The sequence below is a fragment of the Paracoccus sp. C2R09 genome (assembly GCF_018860625.1).
Classification (GTDB): Bacteria; Pseudomonadota; Alphaproteobacteria; order Rhodobacterales; family Rhodobacteraceae; genus Paracoccus.
Window position 1 is genome coordinate 1 of the sequence record NZ_JAHKQB010000024.1, and the last position, 18,070, is coordinate 18,070.

The 18,070-nt window shown below is 64.6% G+C and carries 19 protein-coding genes; 14 read left to right on the forward strand and 5 right to left on the reverse strand.

What is annotated here, in order from left to right; genetic code table 11:
* A partial coding sequence (locus tag KO490_RS09345) for a FadR/GntR family transcriptional regulator (RefSeq protein ID WP_216019156.1) occupies positions 1-622 on the reverse strand: 622 nt, incomplete at its 3' end.
* Positions 623-809: 187 nt separating this feature from the next.
* On the opposite strand from KO490_RS09345, the gene KO490_RS09350 reads away from it, so the two are divergent.
* From KO490_RS09350 to KO490_RS09375, 6 genes are all read left to right on the forward strand, one after another.
* Complete coding sequence (locus KO490_RS09350) at positions 810-1,799, forward strand: ABC transporter substrate-binding protein (RefSeq protein ID WP_216019157.1); 990 nt, start codon at positions 810-812, stop codon at positions 1,797-1,799.
* 118 nt (positions 1,800-1,917) lie between these two features.
* Positions 1,918-2,730, forward strand: a complete 813-nt coding sequence (locus tag KO490_RS09355) for an ABC transporter permease (RefSeq protein ID WP_216019158.1) — start codon at positions 1,918-1,920, stop codon at positions 2,728-2,730.
* On the forward strand, positions 2,730-3,542 hold the full coding sequence (locus tag KO490_RS09360) for an ABC transporter ATP-binding protein (protein WP_216019159.1): 813 nt from the start codon (positions 2,730-2,732) through the stop codon (positions 3,540-3,542). Before KO490_RS09355 ends, KO490_RS09360 begins: the two co-directional genes overlap by 1 nt.
* Positions 3,543-3,546: 4 nt before the next feature.
* Entirely contained in the window at positions 3,547-4,299 is a 753-nt protein-coding gene (locus tag KO490_RS09365) for an ABC transporter permease (RefSeq protein ID WP_216019160.1), read from the forward strand.
* Positions 4,299-5,006, forward strand: coding sequence for a fumarylacetoacetate hydrolase family protein (locus KO490_RS09370; RefSeq protein ID WP_216019161.1), 708 nt, complete (start codon positions 4,299-4,301; stop codon positions 5,004-5,006). The genes KO490_RS09365 and KO490_RS09370 overlap by 1 nt, the downstream gene beginning before the upstream one ends.
* 169 nt (positions 5,007-5,175) lie before the next feature.
* Positions 5,176-6,444 (forward strand): Hsp70 family protein, encoded by a 1,269-nt coding sequence (locus KO490_RS09375; RefSeq protein ID WP_216019162.1) that lies wholly within the window; start codon positions 5,176-5,178, stop codon positions 6,442-6,444.
* A 65-nt stretch (positions 6,445-6,509) separates the two neighbouring features.
* On the opposite strand, the gene minE is transcribed toward KO490_RS09375, so the two are convergent.
* The 3 genes from minE to minC are packed head-to-tail and all read right to left on the reverse strand — an operon-like array spanning position 6,510 to position 8,403.
* Positions 6,510-6,788 (reverse strand): cell division topological specificity factor MinE, encoded by a 279-nt coding sequence (gene minE / locus KO490_RS09380; protein ID WP_216019163.1) that lies wholly within the window; start codon positions 6,786-6,788, stop codon positions 6,510-6,512.
* A complete protein-coding gene (gene minD, locus KO490_RS09385) occupies positions 6,785-7,633 on the reverse strand; it encodes a septum site-determining protein MinD (RefSeq protein ID WP_216019164.1) in 849 nt (282 codons plus the stop codon). The genes minE and minD overlap by 4 nt, the downstream gene beginning before the upstream one ends.
* A complete protein-coding gene (gene minC, locus KO490_RS09390; protein ID WP_216019165.1) occupies positions 7,630-8,403 on the reverse strand; it encodes a septum site-determining protein MinC in 774 nt (257 codons plus the stop codon). The genes minD and minC overlap by 4 nt, the downstream gene beginning before the upstream one ends.
* 505 nt (positions 8,404-8,908) lie before the next feature.
* On the opposite strand from minC, the gene KO490_RS09395 reads away from it, so the two are divergent.
* The 4 genes from KO490_RS09395 (at position 8,909) to KO490_RS16565 (ending at position 12,384) form a co-directional block, all read left to right on the forward strand.
* Positions 8,909-10,870 carry a TonB-dependent receptor domain-containing protein gene (locus KO490_RS09395; RefSeq protein ID WP_216019166.1) on the forward strand — a complete coding sequence of 654 codons (1,962 nt, stop codon included), beginning with the start codon at positions 8,909-8,911 and terminating at the stop codon, positions 10,868-10,870.
* A gap of 113 nt (positions 10,871-10,983) precedes the next feature.
* On the forward strand, positions 10,984-11,955 hold the full coding sequence (locus tag KO490_RS09400; RefSeq protein WP_216019167.1) for a hypothetical protein: 972 nt from the start codon (positions 10,984-10,986) through the stop codon (positions 11,953-11,955).
* Complete coding sequence (locus KO490_RS09405; protein ID WP_216019168.1) at positions 11,952-12,239, forward strand: hypothetical protein; 288 nt, start codon at positions 11,952-11,954, stop codon at positions 12,237-12,239. The genes KO490_RS09400 and KO490_RS09405 overlap by 4 nt, the downstream gene beginning before the upstream one ends.
* A gap of 22 nt (positions 12,240-12,261) precedes the next feature.
* Positions 12,262-12,384 carry a hypothetical protein gene (locus KO490_RS16565; RefSeq protein ID WP_256447482.1) on the forward strand — a complete coding sequence of 41 codons (123 nt, stop codon included), beginning with the start codon at positions 12,262-12,264 and terminating at the stop codon, positions 12,382-12,384.
* 1,215 nt (positions 12,385-13,599) lie between these two features.
* Here the strand turns inward: KO490_RS16565 and KO490_RS09410 are convergent.
* Positions 13,600-14,607 carry a LacI family DNA-binding transcriptional regulator gene (locus KO490_RS09410; RefSeq protein WP_303462999.1) on the reverse strand — a complete coding sequence of 336 codons (1,008 nt, stop codon included), beginning with the start codon at positions 14,605-14,607 and terminating at the stop codon, positions 13,600-13,602.
* A 147-nt stretch (positions 14,608-14,754) separates the two neighbouring features.
* On the opposite strand from KO490_RS09410, the gene KO490_RS09415 reads away from it, so the two are divergent.
* The 4 genes from KO490_RS09415 to KO490_RS09430 all read left to right on the forward strand — a co-directional run bounded on the left by KO490_RS09415 (position 14,755) and on the right by KO490_RS09430 (position 18,067).
* The gene (locus tag KO490_RS09415; protein WP_216019170.1) at positions 14,755-14,943 is read left to right on the forward strand and encodes a hypothetical protein; all 189 of its coding nucleotides are present in this window, start codon (positions 14,755-14,757) and stop codon (positions 14,941-14,943) included.
* A gap of 29 nt (positions 14,944-14,972) precedes the next feature.
* On the forward strand, positions 14,973-16,127 hold the full coding sequence (locus KO490_RS09420; protein WP_216019171.1) for a TRAP transporter substrate-binding protein: 1,155 nt from the start codon (positions 14,973-14,975) through the stop codon (positions 16,125-16,127).
* A gap of 94 nt (positions 16,128-16,221) precedes the next feature.
* The gene (locus KO490_RS09425) at positions 16,222-16,728 is read left to right on the forward strand and encodes a TRAP transporter small permease (protein ID WP_216019172.1); all 507 of its coding nucleotides are present in this window, start codon (positions 16,222-16,224) and stop codon (positions 16,726-16,728) included.
* Positions 16,729-16,735: 7 nt separating this feature from the next.
* Positions 16,736-18,067: a TRAP transporter large permease gene (locus KO490_RS09430; RefSeq protein WP_216019173.1), complete on the forward strand. Its 1,332-nt coding sequence runs from the start codon at positions 16,736-16,738 to the stop codon at positions 18,065-18,067.
* Positions 18,068-18,070 lie beyond the last annotated feature (3 nt).

Below are 18,070 nucleotides of genomic sequence, written 5' to 3' on the forward strand. Positions count from 1 at the left end.
ATACGATAACGTCGTGTTCCGCGAAGGAATGGTGATCCGCCGGCGGCTTGCTGCGTTCGGGCCGCAGCGCCCCCCAGACGACTGCGCGCCTGACGCCGTTCAGCGCATCGAACAATGCCAGCAGCAGGCAGTTGCCCGTGGCCTGCGCGATCAGCCGGTGAAATTCATTGTCGGCGGTCTCGTATTGCCGCCAGGTGGCCGCGGCGCGCGTTCGCGCGACGCAGGCATGCAGCGCCTCGACATCCTCTTGCGTGGCGTTCAGCGCGGCCTCGCGTGCCAGCATCGGTTCGATCAGCAGGCGGGTGCGCATCACCTCGGCCGGGTTGGTCATGCGGTCGATCTGGGCAAGGCCCGGAACCTCGACCCGGCGGGCGCCGACAAAGGTTCCCTTGCCGACATGCCGCCATAATTGCCCCTCTGCCTCGAGCGTCGCAAGCGCCTTGCGCAATTCGCCGCGCGACACGCCGATGGCATCGCACAGCTCCCTCTCGGCCGGCAGCTTCGTCCCCGGTTCCAGATCATGCCGCGTCAGCCATGCGCGCAGCTGCACCAGCGCAGCCTGCCGCGGACCGGATTCGGGATCCTTGCGGCGGTCGATGCGCGGATCGGGATCTGCCTTCATGTCGTTTTACCAATTCGTATCATTCACGCGATACTAGGAGCGGTCTGAAACACTGGCAACCATAATAGGCAGAAAAAAACGGGTGAATTAGTTGTTGACCGGATAACCAATGCGCATCCATGATCTAACCAATCCGGAATCGGTTACCGGAGGGGGATCATGAAACCGCTTTGGGAGGGGCGATGACATGAGAGGAGACAATCTGACAACGACGAATTTCGGGACCTGTCTGATCGGCAGCATTGCCGCCGCGATGATGGCGACCGCTGCGGGTGCGGAAGGCACGCCGATGCGGGTGGCGATGGGCGACATCGCCTCGGTCGAGACCTTGGGACTGCTGATCGCGATGGAGCGGACCAGGGAACGCGGCGTGCCCATGGACATCACCTTCTTCAATTCCGAGGATGTCGCGACGCAGGCCGTCGTGGGCGGGCAGGCCGATATCGGCGTCGGCGCGCCCTATGCCTTTATCCAGAATTCGAAGGCGCCGATCCGCATGTTCTATCGGATGAGCACGCTGCAGTTCTTTCCGGTGGTCAATACCGAATTCTACCAGGATTGGCAGGATCTGGACGGACAGGAGGTGACCGTCCATTCGCGCGGTTCGGGGACCGAGGCGCTGATGCGCCTGATGGAGGCGCAGCACGACATCAGCTATTCCGCGATCAGCTATGTTCCCGGTTCCGAGGTGCGGGCAGGGGCGATGCTTCAGGGGGCGGTCAAGGCCACCATCGTCGACAGCTCGGGGTTTCGGCTGCTGACCGAACAGGGCAAGGGTCGGTTCGAACGTCTTCCGCTGGACGGCGTGAACGCCACCGACGAGGCGCTTTACGGCAACGCGGATTTTCTGGACGACCGCGAGGCCGATGTCGAGGTCTTCATCGAGGAGCTGTCGCGCACCTGGACCGAGATCAACGACGATCCGACGATCGTGGCCGAACTGCGGACCCGCTACGACCTGCTGCCGGACCTGCCCGAACAGGCGGTGGCCGGGATCACGCCCTATTTCGAAGGCGCCGTGAATGACGGCATGCTGCCGACGCGCGCGACGGCCCCCGAGGACGTGATGGACGATCTCCGGTTCCTGTCCGCCGCCGGTCAGGTCGAGACGCCGGGACCGGATACCGACCCCTCGGCCTTTTGGGATCTTGACCTGCTGACCGCCGCGGCAGACTGACCGCCGACACTGCACGGGTGGCAGCGCCACCGCCCTCTGATCCGCGATCCGGCGGGCAGAGCGAACGCGCCGGAGCATGCGACCAGCGCCCCGGTGCCCGAACGCAGGGTGAGCTTACATGACGACAGCCAATCCCTCTATTCCTACATACGGACTGCAATCGGGCCTGGGGCTGCGCCTCTGGCATGCGGGACTTCACTGGAAGATCCTGTCGATCGCGGTCTTCGCCCTGATCTGGCAGATGACGGCCATGTCGGGCTTCAACTTCGCATTCCCGACCTTCACCGCCACCATGTCCGCGCTGTGGTCCATGATCGCGGACGGCTCGATGGGCGCGGCCTATCTGCGCACGATGGAGCCGCTGGTGATCGGGCTGACGATATCGCTGAGCATCGGCATCAGCGCGGGCGTGGCCATGGGCCTGCGCGCAAGCGTCGAATGGGTGACCCTGCCGCTGTTCATCGTGATGCAGGCCGCCCCGATGGCGGCGCTGATCCCGCTAGTGACCTTCGTCTATGGCATCGGGCTGACCTCGAAGGTGCTGGCGGTGGTGATGCTGGCCATGCCGGTCATCGCGATGAACTGCTACAAGGCCGTGCGGAACGTGCCGCCATCCATGGTGTCGATGTGCCGGTCCTTCACGGGCAGCCGGATGCAGCAGGTGACGCAGATCATCCTGCCCGCTGCCAGTCCGATGATGTTCGCGGGCCTGCGGCTGGGCGTGGCCGAGGGCTTTTCGGGCGTCGTCCTGGCCGAGCTGCTGATCACGCCCACGGGCATCGGCGATCTGATCACCTATCACCGCTCGGTCGCCAATTTCGCCCATATGTATGCCACGATCGTGTCGATCGTGTTGTTCGCAATCCTGGCCGTCAGCCTGCTGCAATGGCTGGAAGGTCGGTTGTTCCATGCCGAGAGGAGGGGAAACTGATGCAACAGCTTGCCATGCCGACCGAAGCGACCCACGTCCCGACCACCGTCGTGCGCGATCCCATCGTCGAGATCCGCGGCATATCGAAGATCTACGGCTCGACCGTGACGGCGCTGCAGGACATCAACCTGAAATTCGAACGCGGCCATCTGACCAGCCTTTTGGGCCCGTCGGGCTGCGGCAAGACCACGCTGCTGAAGATCGTGGCGGGGCTGCTGCAGCCGACATCGGGGCAGATCCTGGTCAACGGCAAGCCGGTGACGGGACCGGGCCGCGAACGCGCCTTCGTGTTCCAGGATTTCGCGCTGATGCCCTGGGCCACCGTTCTCGAGAACGCGGCCTTCGGGCTCAAGATGCAGGGCGTCGCAAGATCCCTGCGCGAGGATCGCGCGCGCCATTACATCGCCGAGGTGGGGCTGTCGGGTTTCGAACAGAAATACCCCCACGAGCTGTCTGGCGGGATGCGTCAGCGCGTCGGGCTGGCCCGTGCCCTGGCCGTGAATGCCGACATCCTGCTGATGGACGAGCCGTTCTCCGCGGTGGACGAACAGACCCGCCGCAAGTTCCAGGAGGATCTGATGCGCCTGCGGGAGGTCGAGAACAAGACCTTCCTGTTTGTAACCCATTCGATCGAGGAGGCGGTGTATGTCTCGGACCGGATCGTGATGCTGTCACCGCGCCCCGGTCGCGTGTCCGAGATCATCGACCCGCAGATCAGGGCCGACATCACCCCCGACGAGCTGCGCCGCGACGAGGCCTACCTAGATACGGTCGAGCGCATCTGGACCGGCATCAAGAAATACGTGGAGTAGGGCCATGGTCGTTTTCGGATATCATGTCCCCAAGATGCCATCGCTGCTGGTCTGGGTCGTCCTGTGGGAAATCATCGGCAGGTTCGAACTGGTGATGCTGTTCCCGCCCTTCACCCAGGTGCTGGCCTCGATGGGCGAGGTCGTGACCTCCAGCAGCTTCGCCGAGGCAATCCGCATCACGCTGCTGTCCTATGTCGCGGGGATCGCGCTTGCGCTTGTCGTGGGGATACCGCTCGGGTTCCTGATGGGGCTGGTGCCCGCGGCCGACCGGATGCTGAACATGTGGGTGAACACCTTCCTGTCGGCGCCCTTGTCGGCGCTGGTTCCGGTCTTCATGATCCTCTTCGGCTTGGGGACGCCCACCGTGATCGTGACGGTCTTCATGTTCGCGGTCTGGATCATCGTGCTGGATACGCGGGCGGGCGTTCGCCATATCACGCCGTCCCTGATGGAAATGGCCGAGAGCTTTCAGGTCGGGCGGATCGAACGGGCGCGCATGATGGTCCTGTCGGCCCTGCCTGAAATCCTGGCCGGGGTGCGGCTTGGAATGGTGCGCGGCGTCAAGGGCGTCGTCATCGGCCAGCTTCTCGTGTCGATCATCGGGGTCGGCGCGCTCTTCTCGCTCTACCAGCAGAACTTCCTGATGGCCCATTTCTGGGCGCTGGTGGTCATTCTCTTCACCTGCGCGCTGACCCTTGCCGAACTGGTCGCGCGCCTTGAAAAACGTGTTCAATACTACGCAGGAGCAAGGAACTGATGCCCAACGATATCTTCAAGCCCGCCGATTACGTCATCGCGCCCCCGGCCACCGCGACCCTGCCGGTCGAGGGCAGCGACCAGCTGTTCCCTGTCAACCGGGTGTTCTGCATCGGTCGCAACTATGCCGCCCATGCGGTCGAGATGGGCCACGACCCCGACCGCGAGCCGCCCTTCTTCTTCTTCAAGAGCCCGTCGAACCTGACATCGGACGGGACCTTCCCCTATCCCTCGCGGACCGAGGACGTGCATCACGAGATCGAGCTGGTAGTCGCCCTGTCCAAGGGCGGAACCGACATCCCCGAGGACCAGGCGCTGGATCATGTCTGGGGCTATGGCGTGGGCCTGGACATGACGCGCCGCGACCTGCAGGGCCAGGCCAAGAAGATGGGCCGCCCCTGGGAGGTCGGCAAGAGCTTCGAGAAATCCGGCCCCTGCGGGCCGCTGGTCCCGGCCGCGAAGATCGGGCATCCCGACAGCGGCGCGGTGACGCTGGACGTGAACGGGGAACGTCGCCAGACGGGCGATCTGAACCAGATGATCTGGAAGATCCCCGAGATGATCTCGGAGCTGTCGCGCTTCTTCGATCTGCAGCCGGGTGACGTGATCATGACGGGCACGCCCTCGGGCGTGGGGCCGGTGAACCGGGGCGACCGGCTGGTGGGCCATGTCGAAGGCGTCGGCACCCTGACCGTCGACGTGGTCTGACGCGGACACCGCAACCACCCGACAATGAACCTGCCGGGACGCCCGATGCGTGTCCCGGCAGGTCGTCATCCGCGGCGTCATACCACGCGGCGCTGCGTCGAAACCTTGCGTTGACTTCACCCGTGGCGGCATCTATCTCCGCGCCCTTCCGGGTGATGGGGTCGCGCATATGGCAAAGATTGGGATGGGCCTCGGGCTGGATTTCGGGACGTCGAACTCGGCCGCGGGGCATGTGGTGGACGGGCGAACCCGTCTGATCGAACTGGAGCCCGGTCGCTCGACGATGCCGACGACCTTCTTCTTCGATCAGGAAACCCGCCGGACCCTGATCGGCGAGCCCGCGAACCGCGCGTTGCTGGACGGGGTGGAAGGGCGCTTCATGCGCGCGCTGAAGCGTGTGCTGGGCACCAGCCTGATGCATGAACGCCGCCAGATCCTGAGCGAGCGGGTGACCTTCGTCGATATCATCGGACGCTTCCTGGCCGAGATCCGGACCCGCGCCGAGGCCGAAACAGGCATCGCATTCGATCGCGTGCTGTCCGGCCGGCCCGTCGTCTTTCACGGCGCCGACGACCCGCGCGAGGGCAGGGCCGAGGAGGATCTGCGTCAGTGCTATCTTGCCGCCGGGTTCCGCGATATCCGCTTCACGCCCGAGCCCGAGGCTGCGGCCATCGCAAGCGGTGCGCTTGACGAGGCAGGTCAGGTCAGCCTGATCGTCGATATCGGCGGGGGCACGTCCGACTTTTCGCTGTTCACGTCCGGCCCGGACGGCGTCCGTATCCTTGCCAATCACGGGGTCCGCATCGGTGGGACCGATTTCGACCGCTCGATCAGTCTGGACCGGGTCATGCCGATGCTGGGCAAGGGCACCGAATTGCGCAAGCTCATGGGGCCGGGGACCTCGCCGGTTCCGAACGCGATCTTCAACGACCTTGCGACATGGGAAAAGATCCCGTTCCTCTATACCCCCCAGAACCGCAAGCTTGCGGCCGAGATGGAACGCCTTGCGCATGCGCCCGCGAAGCTGGCGCGTCTTGCCACCGTGCTGGAACGCGAGCTTGGCCACGATCTGGCCTTCGCGGTGGAGCGTGGAAAGATCGCGGTCAACACGGGGTCGGATGACCCGAACATCCTGCTGGATCAGATCGAACGCGGGTTCGCGATTCCGCTGAGCGTCGATGCCGTCGCCGACAGCCTGTCGCGCCATGCCGAGGCGCTGTCCGATGGCGCGGACGAGACCCTGCGCCTTGCGGGCATCGACCGCGATCAGGTGGGCAAGGTCGTCTATGTCGGCGGTTCCAGCCTGATGGGGATGGTATCGGACACCATGCGGCGCAACTTCCCCGCGGCCCGGCATTCCTTTGCCGAGGTCTTCACGGCGGTCGCGGACGGTCTGGCGATCGCCGCGAACGACCCGAGGCTGGTGGATTGGGGCTAGGCCGGTCGTGAACCGGTCCGCCCGGACCCGGCAGAGGCGCGGACCCGAAGGCCCGCGCCCATCTGTCAGTCCGCCTTGCCCTTGGCGGCGGCGGGAAGTTCGATGTTGATCTCCAGACTGGACATGTTGTCGCCGCGATCCATCCGGACCTCGACATCCTTGTCGTCGATCGGCACGTGCTTGCGGATGGCCGCGACGATGTCGCGCTGCAGCATCGGCAGGTAATCAGCCTCGGCCGCGCCGCTGCTGCTGCGTTCATGCGCCAGAAGGATCTGCAGACGATCCTTCGCGGTCTGGGCGGTCTTGGGCGGGGCCTTGCGGCGTGCGAAGCTGAACAGGCTCATGATGCACGCCCGAACAGCCGCTGCAGGAAGCCCGGTCGGCGTTCGCCGTCCATGCGCATCTCGACCTGCTTGCCGGTCAGACGCGCGACGGCATCCTCGTAGGCCTGCGACGCCGCCGAAGGTCCGTCCAACGTTACGGGCGTGCCCACGTTCGACGCCTTCAGGATCGCCTTGCTTTCGGGGACCACGCCCAGAAGCGGCACGGCCAGGATCTCGAGCACGTCGTCCACGGTCATCATCTCGCCGGTATTCACGCGGTCGGGGTCGTAGCGGGTGATCAGCACCTGCGCCTTGATCGCCTCGGCGCCGTCGGTCTCGGCCCGCTTGGTCTGGCTGCTGAGCAGGCCCAGCACGCGGTCGCTGTCACGGACCGAGGACACCTCGGGGTTGGTGACGACCACGGCCTCGTCCGCGAAATACATGGCCATCTGGGCGCCATGCTCGATGCCCGCGGGGCTGTCGCAGATGATATAGTCGAACTCGGTCTTCAGCTCGTTCAGGACCTTCTCGACCCCGTCCTTGGTCAGCGCATCCTTGTCGCGGGTCTGCGACGTGGGCAGGATCGACAGCGTTTCGACACGCTTGTCCTTGATCAGCGCCTGCTTCAGCTTCGCATCGCCCTGGATGACGTTGATGAAGTCGAACACGACCCGGCGTTCGCAGCCCATGGTCATGTCCAGGTTGCGCAGCCCCACGTCGAAATCGATCACCACCGTGCGGAAGCCCTGCTTGGCAAGGCCCGCCGAGATCGCCGCGGAAGAGGTCGTCTTGCCGACGCCCCCCTTGCCCGAGGTGATCACGATGACCCGCCCTAGCGGCGGGTTTGTCTTGGCTTCGGTCGTCATGCGATCACCTCCATTCGTAGCTTCTCATCCTCGAGATAGATATGCGTGCAGCGCTGGCGGGCCGCATCTTCAAGCAATTCGTTCGTCTTGTACAAGCCCGCGATCGCAACCAATTCCGCGTTCAGGCTCTGGCAGAAGATATGCGCGGTCTCGTCTCCGTGGCAGCCCGCCATGGCCCGTCCGCGCAGGGGGCCATAGACGTGGATGTTGCCCGCCGCGACCAGTTCCGCCCCCGAGGCGACCGAGCCGATCACCGTCAGATCGCCCTGTTCGGCCACGATCATCTGGCCCGACCGGACGGGCGAATGGATGACCTTGTTGCGCAGGGGTGCGGGTGCCTCGGCCTGCGGTGCGGGCTGAGCGGCTGCAGGCGCGGGCCTGCCCGGGCGCGGTTCGCGGGGCAGGGGGGCATCGCGGCCCGTTTCCACCGGGATGAGACCCAGGGAACCCAGGAGCGCTTCGTCCATGTCGGCCGCATTCTCGACCCCGAAGACGCGGAAGTCCCGCTGCCTCAGGTTGCCGACCAGCGCGCCCAGGGCGTCGGCCTCGCGGAAGCCCGGGGCGTGCGAAAGGTTCAGGACCATGGGCGCACCCGCGAAGAATTGCGGCGTGCGGTTCAGCTGTTCGTCCAGCTGCGCATAGAAGCCCTCATCCGCGATGCTGCTTTCGATGCGAAGGGCCAGGGCCGTCAGGAAGCGGCCCCGTACCTGGAACGCCCCGACGCTGGCCGGCCCTTGGTCATTCCGGGTCCGGACGGTTCGATCTGACAACTCGACACTCTGCTCCTGCTTTGCGGCAGATCGCGGCGCATGCCACGCTGCTCTTGTTTGTTACCCCCTTCTCATGAACGGGGCGCGGACGGAAGACATCCAGTGAGAAATTGAGCAGGAAGCCGCCATCGTTGCAGCCCGGATCGGGATGCGCGGTCGTTAACCGCAGCCGATATGCGACCCGCCCTGGGGGCATGGCGCCCCGCGACGGCATTCGATGCACCCGTCCCGATGCCGTGGCAGGGCGCCTGCGTCGGAACCCTGTTTGCGGGACCGGCCATCATCCGCGTTCCGAATGTCGATCCGCAATCATCCGCCAAATCAACGGTGTCGCTCATCTTCTGAACCGCTCAGTCTTGCATCGCGTGCAAAGCTGGGGCATAGGATCACGCGTTCCTGATCGGTTCGTGAACGCACGGCCCGGATCGGTTCCGCAGCCAGCAGATGCCAGCAATCCAAAGCTTATTCCCCCGTTCCGGACGAACGGGGTCAGCCCGAGGTTGCCATGAACAACACCCTTCGTTTCCTTCTTGCAGGCGTGTCGTCGCTTGCCATCGCCACGCCATCCATGGCGCAAGAGGTCATCCAGCTGGAAGAGATCGTCCTCTCGCTTGTCGACGAGGGGCGCGAAAACATCGAGGCCACCGGCGGGACGGTCATCGACGCCGAGGATCTGCGCGCGCTGCACCCCCAGGACGTGTCCGACCTCTTTGCGCGCGAAAGCACGGTCACGGTCGCGGGCGGCGGCGGGCCCGCCAAGCGCATCCATGTTCTGGGCATGGAGCAGTCGAACCTGGCCGTCAGCGTCGACGGCGTCCCCGAGGTCGACACGAGCTGGCACCATACGGGTTCCGCCGTGATCGATCCCGCCTTCCTGAAGGCGGTCGAGGTCGAGAGCGGCGCGGCATCGGCCGATGCGGGCTTCGGTGCGGCGGCGGGTGCCGTGCGATACGAGACGGTTTCGGCGCATGACATGCTGAAGGCGGGGCAGAATGTCGGCGGGCGGGCCAGCCTGTCTTACGGGACGAACGGGCAGGGCGCCTCGGCAAGCCTTGCATCCTACGGGGCGGCCAACGGGTTCGACTGGCTGGTGATGCTGCACAAGCAGGATGGCGACGACTACGAGGATGGCGATGGCGACACGATCCTCGGGACGGCCCCCGCGACCGCGGGCGTTCTGGCCAAGCTGGGCTACGAATTCGAGACGCACCGGCTGGAGCTGGCCTATCAGCGCGACCAGGACCACGCGGATCGTACGATCAAGATGAACCTGGGGCTTGCGGACGACACGACCCTCTATCCGATGGACGTGACGACCGATCGTCTCAGCCTGACCTATACCAGCACGGCACCGACGGCGGCATGGGACCCGAAGGTCCAGTTCTACGTCTCGAAGTTCGATTATGACCGTCCCGATTACGTCGAGGACGGCGCGAATGGCGACATGCGCCTGGAAGAGGAACAGTTCGGCGGCAAGGCCGAGAACCGCTTCGAGCTGGGCGGCGGCACGATCACCGCGGGCGTCGATTTCAACCAGCACGATTACCATGTCGACAGCTATGGCGACAATCCGACGCGCAACTTCCAGACCACTCAGCTGGGCAGCTATGTCCAGGGCCGGTTCGAATTCGGCAACGGCTTCGATCTGTCCACCGGCGCGCGTGCCGATTACATGCGCTATACCGACTGGAACAACGAACGCTTCTCGGATGCGGGGATGTCGGCGAATGCCACGCTGTCCTACGAGTTCCGTCCGGGCTTCGAGGTCTTCGCGGGGGCGTCGCGGACCTTCATGGGCTACGACCTTGCCGAATACGGCTATCTGCATGCCCGTGCGGACGGCTTCGTGACCGATCCCGATTTCGAGGCGTCGAGCGCGCGCAACGTCAAGGTCGGCTTCAACGCCGATACCGGCCCCTGGCAGTTCGGCGTGACCTATTTCGACACGCATATCGACGACATGCCGGAATATGGCTGGACCGATCTGGTGCTGAGCAACGCCTATGACCGCCGCTCCGAAGGCTATACCCTGAACGGGTCCTACAGCTGGGGCGCTGGTCGTGTGGGCATGACCTTCACCGACGTCAAGACCACCGAGAACGGCGAGGAAACCCTGCCGAGCAGCGGCTCGTTCGTGCCCGTGGGCAAGACCGCGACCCTGTTCGTCGACCAGGAATTCGAGCAGTACGACCTGAAGGTCGGCGGTTCCATCGCCTGGGCGGGCAGCCTGGATGGGGACGACTGGGGCAGCTTCTACGAGATGGATTCCTATACCGTCGTGGACGCCTATGCCGAATGGCAGCCCGAGCGGCTGCGCGGCGCGACCCTGCGCGTCGGTGTCGAGAACCTGTTCGACGAGACCTATTTCGAGCGTTCGAGCTATGCCACCAGCTCGGCCCGCGGGGGGATCGACCCGATCTATGCCGAAGGCCGGACCTTCACCATCTCGACCTCGGTCGATTTCTGATCACGACCCCACCCCGGCGCATATCCGCGTCGGGGTGGGTGGCGACCGGCCGATCCCGCCGAACCTGAAAATAAGGGTTGGCCCATCGTCACGGCTTGGTGCAACGTGACGACATGAACCCCGTCACCCCAGCCATGCAGCGGACCGAGGCCATGCCGGGCGACCCGGCGTCCTGGCTGAATGCGCAGGCCGGGCTTGCCGGACAACTGTCCCGCTCCACCCGAGAGCTGGGCAGGTTGGAGGCGACGATCGCCGCATTGCCGGAAGCCGAGGCCGAAGGCGCACGAATGCGGCTGGCCCTGCTGGAGGTCGAGGCGATGCTCTGGTCGCAGGGCATTGCCCTCTCGCGGGACGAGATCGGGCGCGATCTGATGGATGCCCGCGCGGATTCCGACCCCGAGGCGCTTCGGATCGCAAGATGGGCGCTTCGTCGCCTGACCGGGCGGGCCGATCTTGGCGATCTGGCTGCATTTCTGGGGATGCACGGAGCTTCGCATGCGAACCCGGCATTGCCGTCCCTGCGCGCGAGGGGGAAGGATTTCGACGATGCCGCAGCCATGTTCGCCTGCGGGGTCGACGCCATCACGGGGCTGGAACCGATCGCCCGCGGCCCTGCGATCCTGATGCTGTGGCGGCAGGCGGAACTGTCCCCTCCGGCCGAGGTGGTCGAACCCGCGGTGTGGTCCGCACGGCACATGGCGCTTGACGGCGGGGCGATGCCCTTCGTCCCGCTTGGGCAGCACGGGCGGCGAACATGGCCTGCATCGGGTCCGGTGGCGGACCGCCTTGCCGCGCATCTGGCCGCGGCCGAGGCAGGCGCTCGGGATGCGCGCATCGCGATCCTGCAGCTGCAGGCCTGGGCAGCCCGCGCCCGTGCGACAGTCGTCCGAAATGACGGGGACAATGCCCACCGGGTCATCGGGGCGCTGCTGGCCCGTCCGCTCGTATCCGCGATGGAGGTCGAGGCGCAGGCCGGTGTCAGCCGCTCGACCGCGATCCGCGTGCTGACACGTCTGCAGGACGGCGCCCTTCTGCGCGAGGTGACGGGCGGGCGCCGCTTCCGCCTGTGGACGGTGGCCGCATGACCGACGATGCCGACAGGCCGAACCTGACAAGCCATACCCGACAGGCCGACTGGCGCCGCGCCAATCCCGCGAAATACAGCGCGCATCTGGCCGTGCAGAAGGCGCTTGCATCGGGCAGGCTGAAGCGCCTCACCTGCGAGATCTGCGGCAGTGCCAAGGTCGATGCGCATCACGACAGCTATGATCGCCCGCTGGAGGTACGCTGGCTGTGCCGCAGCCATCACGTGCGGCTGCATACATGCGGAGAGGACATGTTCCCGATCAGGGGTCGAGGGGCAAGTTGACTTGCCTTCGCCGGAAGGCGGTATGGTCCTGGTCCTGGTCCTGGTCCTGGTCCTGGTCCTGGTCGTGGGGGCGAGGGTCGCAAGCGTCACGCGACACGGGCTGGCTTTCGATCCGTGCCGTTCGGTGAAGCATGTGCAGGCCTAACTTGAAGGCTCTTTTCGAAAGGTCAGACAGATCACCCGTGATCTTGTTATTGCCTCGGGCAATGGCGGCTTCGAGTGGTCATGAGCCAAAGGCTCTGTTAATGAGCAAGGGGTCAATCTCGGGATTGCCAGCTTTGATAGGGGAGCCGGTGTGTTCGCTGCAGCCGGTGCAGCACATACAGTTTGCCACGCCTGTGCGGTCATACCCGGGCGAGCTGCAAAAGTTTACGACTGCATGTTTCGATACTCTCATCCTTTGAGGGCCGTAATCGTGCGCATGAAGAGTAGGTGACCTGTAGTCTTTATATTATGCGCTGATTGGAAGCAGGTCGAGTACGGCATGATTGCTGATATGTTGGAACGCTGCCACATTCAGCTGCAACGCGGCGACAAGCAGCGGGGACTGTCGGCGCGTGGTGTCGGTCGCACGGGTCTGCAGGGCAACGCACAAGGGTACCTGCCTTATCCCTCCCGCGACCGTGCTGATCTTTCTCCGCCTTCCTTCGCCAGACAGTATTCGCACCGGTTCTGATATGACAGGCGCGATCGACTGTAACGCGTGTGAATGCCTTTAGAACCCGCGATGCAAGGCGCCTTTATCTGGGGTGTCACACCCTATGAATCGTTATCGTTTTCGTGCGTTACTGTTGCGGTTCGGGGCTCGGGAGTTCTTTCCAAGGTCGCGCGGTACGGCCGCGGCGGTTGTGAAATCGCTGATGCTGATCGGTATGGCATTCTCCAGTGATCCGCCAACGGCAATTCCTCGAGTGCCCCGCCGAGGGCGCGGGTGTCGCCAGATGGCCGGATCATGCCCCGGCCACGGGCTCCGTCATCTGTCCATGGTCGCGCGCATGTCCCTTTCCCGAAACATCGCGGCGTGGCTGCTGGTGTCCGACATCGACTTTGCTGCAGCGCATCTGATCCAAGCTGCAATGGGCTTCTGCCTGCTGACTGGAACGATGCTAGTGGCGGTTCAACCCATGCATGGTGTCGTTCCGAGGCCTGGGCAGCATCATCGCCCCAGCCCCCGTCCGCAAAGGAAGATAGCCTTATCTGGTTGCTGCAGTCGCGCGGGTGATGTCGTGATCGGCGGGTGAGTGGGCAGTGGCTCTGCGTCGGACAAGGATGAGCACTGCGCCGAAGGATGGGCCTGTCCGATGCCGCGCAGGCCCCGTACGGGGCGGCGAAGGTTATGCTTTCGATCACCACAGGGGCCTCAGCCCCCCGGCGGACGCCCAAGAGAGGAACGCGCGATGAACTCGGCCGGGAAGCCGATCGAGCGCGGCTGCTGTCCGGTCTCGATCCACTCCAACAGGGCCTGGCCCGCGGCCTCGCCCATGCGGCGGTGGGGAACGCGAACGGTGGTCAGGGCAGGGCTGACTGCTGTCGCAAGCTCTATGTCGTCGAAGCCCGTGACCGAGACGTCGCCCGGGATCGACAGGCCCATCGCCCGTGCCCCGCGCATCGCACCCGCAGCCAGCACATCGTTGCCGCAGATGATCGCAGTCGGACGATCCGGGCGCGACAGAAGACGGATGGCTCCGGCCTCTCCGTCGTCCAGGGTATAGGGCAGCGCCACGATGTCGCCGGGGTCAAGCGTGATGCCTGCGCGGGCAAGTTCCTCGGTCACGCCCTGCAGGCGGGCACGGGCGCGGTCGTTCCCCTCGATCATGCCAGTAAGAAGGGCGATCCGGCGATGCCCGGCAGCCAGCACGTTTCGGGCCACCTCCGATGCGGCGGCGGCATTGTCGAAACCGATGGTCAGATGCGACGACGCCCTGGGCGCCGACCACAGCAGCGCGAAGGGCACGCGGCGCGATTCCAGGATGTCATAGACTTCGGGCGGGCGTTCGCTGCCGATAAGGGCGATCCCGTCCACCCCGCGCGCCAGCAATGTGCGCAACTGCGTCTGCTCTCGCATGGGCGAATACTGGGAACTTGCGACCAGCAGCATCACGTTTCGTGCCGCAAGGGTTTCCTGCAGCGCCTGCACGGCCGTGGCAAAGATCGAATTGGCCATCGTCGGAATGATCGCCCCGATCGTGTTGCTGCGCCGCGACGCCAATGCCTGTCCGCCGAAATTCGGCGTATAACCCAGGACGGCGACCGCATTCTCGACCGCAAGGCGGGTTTCCGTCCGAACGCGGTCGGGCGAATTCAGCGTCCGCGACACGGTGGCGGTCGAAACGCCTGCAAGACGTGCCACATCCTCGAGGGTCGGCACTTTTGGGCGGTCATTCCGCGGCTCCGTATCGGCACCCATCAAACATACTCCATAACGCCGCCAATATCGTATGTAAGCGCTTGCATCACAAGATGTAAGCGCTTACACAACAAATGACGTAGCGATTCGAACACGGAGGAGGTGTCGATGAGCAGTTCGGCAATCACGGCCTTCGCGATCTCGGGCCTGCTTTTTGCAAGCTTCGTGGCCAACCTGCTGATGGGAGCCGGCGGGACGGTCCTTCTGGGAAACGTGGGGGAGATGCTGCTGATGGCAGCCGCCGCGACCGCCTTTGCGGTCGGGACATTGATAAGCGAGGCAAGACAAAAGACCTGAACGAAGTTCCCTTGGGAGGGGGAGGAACGATGTTTGATGAAAACGACGAAATCGATCGGCGTCATGCGACACGCCGCAATTTCCTGAAGCTGGCCGGAACAGGTAGCTTTACCGCCGCGGTGCTGGCGGGGGCGGCAGGCACCCTTTGGTCCGACAGCGCAGCCGCCCAGACGGCGAACGAGGAACAGGAACGCGAACGCGCCGCCGAAGAGGTCATGACGCTTGCCACGGCCTATACCATGTTCGCCGATCGCAGCTATCCGATCATGCAGCTGGACATGAAGGAGAACGTCCAGAACCTCAGCGGCGGCCGCATCTATGTGAAGCTGGCCCCGGCGGGGCAGCTCGGCTCGGCCAACGAACTGGTCCAGAAGGTGCAATCGGGCACCATCCAGGCGGCCCAGCACTCCATCGCGAATTTCGCGCCCTACGCACCGGTCGTGGACCTGATCAACCTGCCCTATCTGTGCGGCAGCAACCAGCGCTTCGTCAATCTCGTGCGGTCCGACCACTGGACGACCACGGTCCATCCGCAGATCGAGGCACGGGGCTTCAAGCCGCTGTTCTATGCCATCATCGATCCGCGTGGCGTGGCCTTGCGCAACAGCATCGACAAGCCGGTGCTGACGCCCGAGGACATGCGCGGGATCAAGTTCCGCGTTCCCGGCTCGGAGATCATGCAGACCTATTACCGCATGGTCGGCGCGAACCCGACACCCATCGCCTGGGGCGAGACGCCCTCGGCCATCCAGCAGGGCGTGGCGGACGCGCTCGATCCCTCGACGGGGGCGCTCTATGTGTTCGGGTTCAAGGACATGCTGAGCCACGTCACCTTCACGAAGGCCGTTCCGGACGCGCAGGTGTATTCGTGCAACCTCGAATGGTTCGAGGGGCTGCCCGACGATCTGCGCGAGGCGGTCGAGTTCGCGGCCCAAGTCACCGGCGACCAGAACCTTGCCAAGGTGCCTGCCGCGCGCGGTTACGCCATGGCCGAGCTGCGCCGCAGCGGCGTCGAGTTCCATTCGCTGGATGACGACCAGATGGCGCAGTGGAAGGAGGCCGGCGGCTTCCAGCGTTCCGAATGGGACGCGACGAAGACCCATCTTGCCGGATCCATGGCCGAGTTCGACAAGCTGGCCGAGGCCGCGTCCACCGACGGGCGTGCCTATGTTCACGATACGTGATCGGTGGCGGTCGCGCTGACAGGCGCGACCCTCGGCTTCTTTTCGGCAAACGAAACCTCGCAGACGACCGTCTTCCGGCGGCCGGAGGAGAACCATGTTCCAAATCCTGGACCGGAATATCGAGCGTTGGGCGCTGCTCGTGTTCTATCTGATGCTGGTCGCGACGATGACCATCGAAGTCGTCCGCCGGGAGGTCTTCGCCTATTCCTCCATCTGGGGAGAGGAGGTGGTGCGCTACAGCTTCATCTATCTCTGCTGGATCGGTGCGGCGGCGGCCGTGCGCGAACGCGCCCATATCCGCATCGACGTCATCCTGAACTATCTTCCGCCACGCGGGCGGGCGCTGATCTACATCTTCGGCGACCTGGTCACGCTGGCGCTGGCCCTGCTGGCGCTGTGGCTGGCCATCGACACGGCCGAGATCTCGTGGAAGTTCGGTTCGGTCAGCCACGGGCTGCGCATCTCGATGGTGTGGTTCCTGATGGCGGTGCCGATCGGCTTCGCGCTGATGATCTTCCGTCTTTTCCAATGCCTCGGTCGGGACCTGCGCGATCTGCGCCTGGGCAACCCCGTCTACGAAGGCGAACGCCTGTTCGAGTGAGGTCGCAATGCTCTGGCAACAAATGGAACAGGGTGCGGTCGCGCTGGACTGGACCTTCTATCTTCCCGTCGTCGTCTTCCTGGGGCTGGTGGCGCTGGCGGTGCCGGTCTGGGTCGCGATCGGATCCGCATCGGTGCTCTTGCTGCTGACATCGCAGGTGCTGCCCCTTTCACTGGTCGGTGAGGGGCTGTTCTCGGGGATCGACCACTTCGCATTGACCGCGATCCCGCTCTTCATCCTGACGGGCGACGTGCTGGTGCGCACCGGTCTCAGCCGCAAGTTCCTGGACGTGGCCGAGGCGCTGACCAACTGGACGCGCGGCGGCTTCGGATCGGCCACGGTGCTGGTCTGCGGGATGTTCTCGGCCATCTCGGGGTCGGATGCGGCCGGGGCCGCCGCAGTCGGACGCATGACCATCGCGCGCCTGGTCGAAAGCGGCTATCCGCGCCCCTATGCCTGCGCGCTCGTCGCGGCGGGGGCCTGCACCGGCATCCTGATCCCGCCCTCGATCGCCTATATCGTGATCGGCTTGGTCCTGGGGATCTCGGCCTCCACGCTGTTCCAGGCGGCACTGATCCCCGGCGTCATCATCCTCGGATCGATCCTGCTGACCAACACCATCGTCAACCGTCGCCATGCCTACGAGTCCGGCAATCCGCTCAGCCTTTCGGAATGGCTGGCCAATCTTGGCCGGACGATCGCAAGGGGCTGGTATGCCTTCATCGTTCCGGGCGTCATCTTCTGGGGCATCTTCAGCGGGCGCCTGACCCCGACCGAGGCGGGCGCCACGGCCGTCACCATCACCATCATCCTGGGTTTCATCCTCGGAACGCTGAAACTGTCGGATTTCCCCTCGATGATGGTCAGTTCGGCCAAGGTCAACGGTGTCATCGTGCCCATCATCGCGATGTCGCTGCCGCTTTCGCAGGCCTTGTCCGCGATGGGGGTGCCGCAGGGCTTCGTTCATACCATGACCTCGATCAGCAACGAGCCTTGGGTGATGATCCTGTGCATGATCGGCATCCTGATCCTGGCAGGCTGCGTGATGGAAACGACGCCCAACATCGTCATCCTGGCACCCCTGCTGAAGCCCCTGGCAGACAGCATCGGCATGAACGACATCCAGTTCTGCGTGATGATGATCACGGCACTCGGGGTGGGGTTCATCACGCCGCCCCTGGGGCTGAACCTGTTCGTCGTGGGCGGGCTGACGGGGGAATCCATCCTCCGCATCTCGGCACGCGCCGTTCCCTTCGTCCTTTGCATGCTGATCGTCGTTCTGCTGATCGCATACCTGCCGGTCGTCTCGACGCTGATGCTTCCTGAAAACCTGAAATGAGAG